The organism is Promicromonospora sp. NPDC059942, from assembly GCF_042731755.1.
In the GTDB taxonomy this organism is placed as follows: Bacteria; Actinomycetota; Actinomycetes; order Actinomycetales; family Cellulomonadaceae; genus Promicromonospora.
The window spans coordinates 58,383-67,755 of the sequence record NZ_JBHWLR010000023.1; the positions used below are offsets into that span (position 1 = coordinate 58,383).

Here is a 9,373-nt window from a genome sequence, read left to right on the forward strand (position 1 = left end):
GAGCACCACCCGTTGTTTCTCTGGTGGTGTGCTCACCCCCGGGGGTGAAAAAAAAAAACCCTTGGGGGGGGGGCGGGGGGGGGGGGGAGACCCCCACTTCTCGTGCGCCCGCTCCGCGGTCAGCGCGCGCCGGCCGCCTCCTGCGGTGCGCGGGCCGACGCCGCTGCCGCTGCCGGCGTCGACGCCGCGGCACGGGTCGGCGTCGGCAGGCCCAGGTTGTCGCGCAGCGTGGTGCCCTCGTACTCCGTGCGCAGCGAGCCACGCTCCTGGAGCAGCGGAACGACGTCGTCCACGAGCTCGTCCAGCCCGGTCGGCACCAGGTGCGAGCCGATCACGAACCCGTCCGACCCGTCGTTCTGCACGAAGTCGTCGAGCGCATCCGCGACCTGCGTCGGCGTGCCGACGAACGAGCCGCGCGTGAACTCCTCGATCACGGTCTGCCGCAGCGACCAGCCGTTGGCCTCGGCCTGGGCCCGCAGGCGAGCCACGGTCGCGGGCCGGTCGGCGTGCGTCAGGGCGCGGCCCGCGATGAACGACGGCGCGTCGAGCGCGGGCTCGACGTCGGGCAGCGGGCCGTCCGGGTCGTAGGCCGACAGGTCTCGGTTCCAGATCTGCTCCAGCAGGATCTGCGCCGTGCGGCCCGTGACCTGCTCCTCGCGCACCCAGCGGGCCTTGTCCTGCGCCTCGGCCTCGGTCGCCCCGAGCACGAAGGACGCGCTCGGCAGGATCTTCAGGTGGTCGGGGTCGCGCCCGAACCCGGCCGCTCGTGCCTTGACGTCCTGGTAGTAGTCGCGGGCCTCGTCGAACCGGCCGTAGGGCGAGAAGATCGCGTCCGAGTTGGCCGCGGCGAAGTCCCGGCCCTGCGGCGAGACCCCGGCCTGCAGGATCACCGGGTGGCCCTGCGGCGAACGCGGGACGCCGAACCAGCCGCCGACGTCGAACTGCGGCCCGGTGTGCGCGAACGAGCCGGCGCCGGACCGGGAGAAGACGCCCGCCTCCTTGTCGATCACCAGGTCCTCGGCGGCCCACGCATCCCACAGGGAGCGCACCACCTCGATGGTCTCCGCGGCGCGCTCGTACCGCTGGGAGCGGTCCAGGAACCCGCCCCGGCGGAAGTTGGCGCCGGTGAACGCGTCGAAGCTCGTCACCACGTTCCAGGCCGCCCGCCCGCCCGAGAGGTGGTCGAGCGAGGCGATCTGCCGCGCCAGCTCGTACGGCTCGTTGAAGGTCGCGTTGATGGTCGCGGCCAGGCCCAGGTGCTCGGTCACGGCGGCGAGCGAGGCCAGCACGGTGAACGTGTCGGGCCGCCCGACGATGTCCTGGTCGAAGACCTGCCCGTCCCGCTCGCGCAGCGCCAGGCCCTCGGCGAGGAAGAAGAAGTCGAACCGGCCGCGCTCGGCGGTGCGGGCCGTGTGCTCGAAGGTCGAGAAGTCGATCTGGCTGCCCGACTCCGGGAGGTGCCACAGGGTGTGGTGGTTCACGCCGCCCAGGTAGGCGCCGAGGATGATCTGCTTGCGGGGCTTGCCGGTGGGTGTGCTCATGGTCTGCTCGCTCTCAGGTCTCGGGCTGGGGTTCCGGTCGCACCGGGTCAGACGACGGCGAAGCGGTTGGGGACGTCGGTCGGCAGGCGCAGCAGCCCGCGCAGCGAGCCGGCGTCGTAGGCGGTGCGCGCCAGGCCCCGCCGTCGCAGCTCGGGCAGCACGTCCGTGACCAGGGCGTCCAGGTCGTCGGGCAGCACGGCGGGACGCACGCGGACGCCGTCGTACCCGAGGCCCGACCAGGCCTCGACCACGTCGGCGACGTCGGCCGCGGAGCCCGCGAGCACGCGCGCGTCGGTGACCCAGCCCGGCTCGGCGCCGGCGGCAGAGCCCGCCCGCGCGTCGAGGCGGGCCAGGCGCTCGGCCGCCGCCCGCCCGTTCGCGTCGAGCACCGCGGCGAGGTCGGCGACGACCCGCAGCGGCTCGCCGGTGCGGCCCACGCGGGCCTCGGCGGCCCGCACCTCGGTCAGGATCGACGCCGCCGTCACGTCGTCCTGCGGCGTCACGAAGACGACGTCGGCCGCGCGGGCCGCGAGCTCGTAGGGCACCGGGGCGTGCGCGAGCGCGGTGACGACCGGCTGGCCCTGCGGCGGGCGCGGCGTGATGGACGGGCCGCGCACGGAGAACCACCGCGTCTCGACGTCGACGCGGTGCACCTTGTCGCGGTCGATGAAGCGGCGCGTGGCGACGTCGCGGATCTCGGCGTCGTCCTCCCAGGAGTCCCAGAGCGCGCGGACCGTCTCGGCCACGGCGGCCGCCTCGGCGAAGAGCTCGGCGACCTGCTCGTCCGCCCGTCCGGAGGCGTAGTCCTCCAGCGTGATCTCCGCCAGGTCGCGGCGGCCGGTCAGCCGGGCCTCCGCGCCCGACGGCGAGGCGCGGACCTGCCAGCCCGCCCGGCCCCGGCTGGTGTGGTCGAGGGTGGCCAGCGCCTTGGCGACGTGGAACGGCTCGGTGTGCGTGACCGTGACCACGGGGACGAGCCCGATGTGCCGCGTCGCGGGGGCCACGCGCGCCGCGACGAGCTCGGCGTCCAGGCGGACCCGTACGCGATCGGTCCGGTCGGCGGCCGGGTCGTCCCACGGGCCGACCGGGATGCCGAAGCTGTCCTCGAACGTCACGAGGTCGACGAGCCCGGCCTCGGCGAGCTGCGTCAGGCCCACCCAGTAGGCGGCGTCGGTCAGGGCCTCGGGCCGGGCGCCCGGCTCCCGCCACGCGGCGGGGTGCCAGCCGGCGCCGTCGAGGGCGACGGCGACGATCGGGGGGCGTCCCGGGGCCGGGTCGTGTCCCGGGGCCGCCTCGTGAGCTGCGGCCGGTACGCGGGCCGGGTCGTCGGCCGGATCCTGTGGTGCGGTGAGAGAACCGTCGGTCGTCATGGCTGCTCCTCGCGGCGTCAGGCGGCCCGGGCGGGGGCCGCGGTGGCGCCGACGATAGGTCCGCACGGGGACCTGCCAAGGGGTCCGCCGGAAGTTCTCACATGGTGGTCTCACATAGTGGCGGCCGGCTCCGTGACGCCGACGCCGGCCGCGACCACCAGCGGTCCCGACGAACAGGGTGACGACATAGGTGATCGGCAGAAGCAGAGCCAGTCGACGAGCCAGGCCACGATGCGCCGCCATCCTTGGGGGTGCACGGGGCAGACGGTATCGCCGGGGACGGCATCGGGGGTGCAGTTGTCGCGGGTTCGGCGGCGCCCGTCAGAACGCGCGGAGGTTGGCCCGCAGGCCGCCGTCGGCCCACTCGGTGCGCAGGATGCCGCGCCGCCGCAGGATCGGGACCAGCTCGTCGAGCGTGCGGTGCACGGTGACGGGGTGCAGGTCGCCCCACAGCAGCACGCCGTCGTTGCCCCACTCCCCCAGCTCCTCGATGAGGTCGGCCAGCTCGCCGGCGGTGCCCACCCAGCCCGAGCGGTCGGCGATGCGCCCCAGGCGGGCGAGCCCGCCGAGCAGCACGCGCAGCGGCGTGGTGGCGAGGTCGTGGTCGCCCACGAGCCGCTTGATCGAGCCGTGCGAGACGTGGTCGCCGAACAGGCCCGTGGGCAGCGGCTTGTCGAGGTCGAGCGCCGTCAGGTCGGTCTCCAGGTCGCTCGACTGCTGCTCGGCGATGCGCCACAGCGTCCCGTCGTCCGGGTTCGCCGACGCCGCGACCAGCCGGTCGGCCTCCTGCGGGCTGGACACGAGCACGGGCTTGATCGCGAACAGCACCTTGACGTGCTCCAGCGCCCGGCCCGACGCGCGGGCCGCGGCGTGCACCCTGGCCCGGTAGTCGCGCACGCTGCGCTCCGTCAGGGGCGCGAGCGCGAGCTGGACGTCGCTGTTCGCGCCCGCGAACGCCAGCCCTCGGCCCGAGCCGCCGGGCGAGACGATCACGGGCTCGCCGTCCGCGCCGTCGGCGAACGGGAGCGCGTTGAGCGGGCCGTCGAACGCGTAGTGCTCGCCGCGGTGCCGCACCGGGCGCAGCAGGCCACCATCGGCATAGCGGCCCCCGGTCCGGACACCGCCGGGCCCGACGGTGCCCGGGTCGGCGATCAGCGCGCCGTCGTCCCAGGACCGCCACAGCGAGCGGACGCCGTCGAGCCACTCCTCGGCGCGGTCGTACGCGGCGTCGTGCCCCAGCGGCGGCGCGGCCGAGAAGTGCCGCGCGCTGCCCGTGTCGGTCACGAGGTTGAGGCCGAACCGCCCCCCCGAGAGGTGCTGGAGCGTCGAGAGCTGGCGCGCCCCGGTGTAGGGCAGCACGGCGGCCGGGTTGACCGTCGGCACGATGCCCAGGTGCTGCGTCGCTGCGAACAGGTACGGGGCCAGCAGCAGCGGGTCGTGCTTGGGGCCGCCGAACGCCTGCCGCACGCGCAGGTCGATGGTCTCGGGACTGCCGAGCGACGGGGCGTCCTCGATGATCAGCAGGTCGACGCCCGCCTGCTCCAGGGCGCGGGCCGACTCGACGTAGAGGTCGGGCCGGGTCCAGTCGTAGTTCCAGTCCAGGTAGTCGTGGCCCCAGCCGTGCGGCCCGAAGCCGCGGGCCAGGAACCAGCCGAGGTGCTGCTGGCGGGTCATGGTGTCTCCTTGCGTGTGGTGCTCTTCGCGTCGGGGGTGCCGGCGGCGGCGCGCCGGGCCGCTTCGTCCGCCGATCTGAGGCCGCGGTCGAGGTCGCCGATGAGGTCGGGCAGGTCCTCGATGCCGACCGAGAGGCGCAGGGTGCCCGGGTGGATGCCCGACGCGGCACGTTCCGCCGGGGTGCGCAGGACGTGGCTGGTGCTCTCGGGATGCAGTACCAGGGAGCGGACGTCGCCGATGTGGGTCATGTGCGTGAAGACCTGCACGGCCTCCACCAGGGCGCGCGCCGCGGGGGCGCCGCCGTGCAGCGTGAAGGTGAAGACGGAGCCCTGGCCGTCCGGCAGGTACCGCTTGGCCAGTGCGTGCGAGGGGCTGGAGTCCAGCCCCGAGTAGTCCACCGACGCCACCTCCGGCCGGAACGCCAGCCAGCGCGCGACCTCCAGGGCCGACGCGCTCTGCCGGGCCACGCGCAGCGACAGCGTCTCGATGCCCTGGCCCACGAGGAACGCGTTCAGCGGCGACGGCGTGGGGCCGAACCGCGGCGCGACGGTCTCGCGCAGGTACGCGAGGCGCGCGTTGCCGCCGTGCCGGTCGGCCACGCTCGGCCCGCCCGTGCGGCTCGGCGCGACGAGGTGCGGGTACAGCCCGCCCGATGCCCGCAAATCGAACGTCCCGGCGTCGACGACGACGCCGCCCAGCACCGATCCGTGCCCCGCCAGGAACTTGCTGGCGGAGTGCACCACGACGTCGGCGCCGTGCTCGATGGGCCGCAGCAGGTACGGCGTGGCCAGCGTGTTGTCCACGACGAGCACCAGCCCGTGGGCGTGCGCGACGTCGGCCACGGCCGCGAGGTCGGGCAGGTCGTTGCGCGCGTTCGGGATCGACTCCAGGAACAGCACGCGCGTCTCGGGGCGGATCGCGCGCTCCCAGGCAGCGGGGTCGGCGGCGTCGTCCACGAAGTCGGCGTCGATGCCGAGGCGCGGCAGGTTCTCCAGGAGCAGCCCGCGCGTGCCCTCGTAGATGCTGGACGCGGCGAGCACGCGCTGCCCGGCCTCGACCAGGCCGAGCAGGGCGACCGTGACGGCCGCCTGCCCGCTGGCCAGGAACAGGGCGTCGGTGCCGCCCTCCAGGGCGGCGATCCGCTGCTCGACGGCGGCCGTGGTCGGGTTGCCGGTGCGCGTGTACGCGAACCCCTCGCCCGCGCCGAAGTGGCCGGCGGCCTGCTCCCACTCCTCGAACTCGAACCCTGCGGTGAGGTAGACGGGCGTGGCCCGCGGAACCACGCGGGCCGACGGCGCGGTGTCGGGCGCGCCGGTGGCACGCCCGGCGTCGTCCCGCCCCGCGCTGCGCGCGTGCACCTGCCGGGTGGCGAAGCCGGTCATGGGCGGCCGTCCGGGGTGTTGATGCCGGTGGTGACGGCGGCGGGGTCCGCGTCAGCGGCGGTGTCGGCTGTGACGTCGAGGCCGAAGGCGAGCAGCCGCGTGGGCCCCTGCTTCGTCTCGACGAGGCGCGTCTCGCGCTCGTGCAGGCGCGCGAAGCCGAGCCGTTCGTACAGGCGGTGGGCCGCACGCATCTGGTCGCCGGAGTTCAGCACGACGCGCCGGGCGCCCCGGTCACGGGCGAGCTCGATGACGTGCCGCACGAGCGTCTCGCCCACGCCGCCCCCGCGGGCGTCGGGGTGCGTCGCGAGCAGGCGGAAGTCGAGCTCGCCGTCCTGGGCGAGCTGCGACAGCGCCGGCCCGCCGAGCGCCGGGGTGACGACGACGCCGAGCACGCGGGTGGCCCCACCGCCCGCGCCCGTCTCGGCGGCCGGCACCGCGACCCAGACCTCGTGCTCGCTCGCCCAGCGGCTGACGTCGCCGAGCGACTGGCGGTAGCCGTCGCTGATGTCGAAGTCGTGCGTGTAGGCGGTCACGAGCACCTCGGCGGCGGCCCGGTGCTCGTCGTCCCGCACCCGCCGGACGACGACGCTCGGCGCGCTGCCGCCCGTGCCGCTCACCGTGCCACTGGTAGACCGGGCCGCCCAGACCTCGTCCGCGATCGTCATGGTGCCGCGCTCGGCGCCGTCACGGGCTGGTCCGCTCCGGCGGTCGCGGGCTGGTCCGCCCCGGCTGCCGCGGGCTGGTCCGCCTCCGGCGCAGGCCGGTCTGCCGCCTCCGTCGCGGGCAGCCCCGCCTCCTTCCAGGCGGGGAAACCGCCGTCGACGTGCGAGACGTCGGTGTACCCGCGGGCGGCGAGCGCCTCCGCGACCGGGCCGGAGCCGTTGATCGAGCCGCACACGATCACGACGGGCGTGTCGAGGGTGATCGCCGGGTTGTCGGACGGCCCGAACAAGGCGTCGAGGTCGTTGCGGTCCGCGAGCGTGGCGCCCGGGATCTCGCCCGCCGAGGCGCGGCCCGCGGCCGAGCGGACGTCGATCAGCAGGGCGCCGCCGGCGACCTTGGCGCCCGCGGCGTCGGGGGTCTGCAGCTCAGGGGTGGTCATGATGGTCTCCTCCGGGTCGTCTGTGGTTCGTCGGGTCGTCAGGCGCTCAGCAGCCGGCCCGTGGGCAGCGCCCGCTCGGCGGCCTCGACGTCCGACAGCCCGAGCGAGCCGCGCAGCGACGTCGCCGTCCGCTCGGTGCGGAACAGGCCCGCCTGCTGGAGCGCGGGCACCAGGTGGTCGGTGATGGTGTCGAGGTCGGAGCTGAGCGAGGACGGCCGCAGGAGGAACCCGTCGACGGCGCCGACGGTGGTCCAGTCGGCGATCAGGGTGGCGAGCTCGTCCGGCGTGTCGGCGACGACGAGCCCGTCGCCCATGGCGGCCGTGCCCTCCAGCGCCTCAACCAGCTCGAGCCGGGCCCGCGCGCTGGCCCGTTCCTGCGCGAGCACCACGTAGACCTCGGCGAGCACGCGCAGCTCCTCGGGGTCGCGCCCGGCGGACAGCGCGGCGTCCCGCACGAGCCGGCGCAGCCGCACCGCGTGCGCGGCGTCGGTGACGGTGATCCGCGCGACGTCGGCGGTGCGGCCGGCGAGCGCCGCGCTGGCCTCGGAGCGCACGCGGACGACGACGGGCGGGGGCACCTGCGGCAGCGCGTCTCCTTCGGCGCGGCGGCCCCGGACGGCGAACCGGATGCCGTCGTGGTCCACGCGGAACCGTCCCTCGGCGTCGAGCTCGACCGCGCCGGACCCGCTGCCGGGGCGTCCGGTCCACACCTGGGTCACGGACCGGATGCCGAGCTCGACGCGCGCGGCCCACGCGTCGTCGGACTCGGGGAGCTTGCCCTGCCGCACGGCCTGCCAGCCGGCCCGGCCGCTGCTGGCGCGGTCGATGCTGCTCAGCGCGACGGCGGCGTGCGCCGCCTCGACGTGCACCGTGTCGACGGCGGCGACCAGCCCGATGCCGGCCGTGACCCGCGCGGCCCGGGCCGCGGCGACGGCCGTGTCCAGCCGTCCCGTGACCTGGCTGCGGCCGGGGTGGAGCAGGAAGCCCTCGTCGAGGCTGACGAAGTCGAGCAGGCCGCGGTCGGCGGTCCGCACGAGGTGCAGGAACCGCTCGCCGTCGAACGGGCGCGGAGCGACCGGGCCACGTGCCCGGTGGGCGCCCGGACGGGCGCCGGCGGAGGTGAGGTCCACGCCGAGCACGACGGGACGGGAGGAGGTGGGGGCGAGGGACGTGGGCTGCGACGGGTACGGCACGGCGGGGCTCCGTTCGGGCTGCGGCTGCGCGACGGCGCCCGGAGGACCCGGCCGGCGCGCGCAGGGTGCGCGACGGCGTCCAGGGGTCACCCGGGAGCGTGGCTGCCAGAGGGCAGGAGTGGGACGTCCGGTCAGGAACGTGAGGGCCGGATACGGCCGGGGCTCGGCGTGCGACGCCGAGAGGAGTCCGGGCGGCGGGCCGGTGGCGCCTGTGGCGACCGGTCAGCGCGTCGGGGCTGTCAGTGTGGGACTGTCGCCGTCAGCGACAGGAGCAGTGACAACACATGTCCTCGCGCGGGGCAGCACCAGCCCGCACGGTGACGTTCCGGGACGGCAGGGACACGTAGACGGCGGGGGCAGCGCTCCGGGTCATCGTCGTTCTCCTCACCTGCTCGCCCATCGGCGAGCGACGCGTGTTGTCATCCGCCGGCGGCGGTGGACCTGGTCCTCACCCGGGGCACCCACCCGCGCGGGGGGTTGCCGTCCGACCAGCCGGGGCTTCGCGTCGGAACTCATGACCTGTCGAGGCTTTCTACATCTCTCCGATCGGATTGGTGTGATTGGTCTCGATGTCACAGAAGATACGAATGGAACCCATAGAAGTCAATGATCCTTGCCCAGATCTCACATCCCGGGACCAGGGTCTCGCCAGGGGGTGGGGTGCGCTGGCTGACGCGGGCGCGGACCCCGCCCGAGCAAGGTGCGCTTCTACCCCGTCATTGGGCCCGGAACCAGGCTGTTTTCGGGCGCAATGACTGGGTAGTAGCGCACTCTCGCTTAGCCGTCCCCGCTCACTCACGCGCCGGCGTCGGCGACCAGCCGGAGTCACGCGCCGGCGTCAGCAATCAGCCGGACTCTTGCGCCGGCGTCAGCAATCAGCCGGACTCTTGCGCCGGCGTCGGCGACCAGCCGGACTCACGCGCCGGCGTCAGCAACCAGCCGGAGTCACGCACCGAACCGGCCGGGGTCACGAGACGAGCCGGGCGGTCAGCCGAACTCGTGCGATCGACCGACACCGCCGAGCCCACACCCCCACAACGCAGAAGTGCGCTTCTACCCAGTCATTGGGCCCGGAACCAGGCTGTTTTCGGGCCCAATGACTGGGTAGAAG

General features: G+C 74.9%; 7 protein-coding genes and 1 riboswitch. All 7 genes read right to left on the bottom strand.

Translation table 11 applies throughout. The annotated features are described in order from the left end of the window. Positions 1–119 precede the first annotated feature (119 nt). Positions 120–1,541 (bottom strand): NtaA/DmoA family FMN-dependent monooxygenase, encoded by a 1,422-nt coding sequence (locus ACFV9Q_RS25715; RefSeq protein WP_377236771.1) that lies wholly within the window; start codon positions 1,539–1,541, stop codon positions 120–122. Between the two features lie 47 nt (positions 1,542–1,588). Beyond that, a complete protein-coding gene (locus ACFV9Q_RS25720; protein WP_377236772.1) occupies positions 1,589–2,911 on the bottom strand; it encodes an LLM class flavin-dependent oxidoreductase in 1,323 nt (440 codons plus the stop codon). 321 nt (positions 2,912–3,232) lie between these two features. Then, complete coding sequence (locus ACFV9Q_RS25725) at positions 3,233–4,585, bottom strand: LLM class flavin-dependent oxidoreductase (protein ID WP_377236773.1); 1,353 nt, start codon at positions 4,583–4,585, stop codon at positions 3,233–3,235. Further along, complete coding sequence (locus ACFV9Q_RS25730; protein ID WP_377236774.1) at positions 4,582–5,967, bottom strand: O-acetylhomoserine aminocarboxypropyltransferase/cysteine synthase family protein; 1,386 nt, start codon at positions 5,965–5,967, stop codon at positions 4,582–4,584. Before ACFV9Q_RS25730 ends, ACFV9Q_RS25725 begins: the two co-directional genes overlap by 4 nt. Further along, entirely contained in the window at positions 5,964–6,632 is a 669-nt protein-coding gene (locus ACFV9Q_RS25735) for a GNAT family N-acetyltransferase (protein ID WP_377236775.1), read from the bottom strand. Before ACFV9Q_RS25735 ends, ACFV9Q_RS25730 begins: the two co-directional genes overlap by 4 nt. Beyond that, the gene (locus tag ACFV9Q_RS25740; RefSeq protein ID WP_377236776.1) at positions 6,629–7,069 is read right to left on the bottom strand and encodes a rhodanese-like domain-containing protein; all 441 of its coding nucleotides are present in this window, start codon (positions 7,067–7,069) and stop codon (positions 6,629–6,631) included. Before ACFV9Q_RS25740 ends, ACFV9Q_RS25735 begins: the two co-directional genes overlap by 4 nt. A gap of 38 nt (positions 7,070–7,107) precedes the next feature. Continuing rightward, positions 7,108–8,262, bottom strand: a complete 1,155-nt coding sequence (locus ACFV9Q_RS25745) for an LLM class flavin-dependent oxidoreductase (protein ID WP_377236777.1) — start codon at positions 8,260–8,262, stop codon at positions 7,108–7,110. 408 nt (positions 8,263–8,670) lie between these two features. Continuing rightward, a riboswitch (SAM riboswitch) is annotated at positions 8,671–8,782 on the bottom strand. Positions 8,783–9,373: the final 591 nt, after the last annotated feature.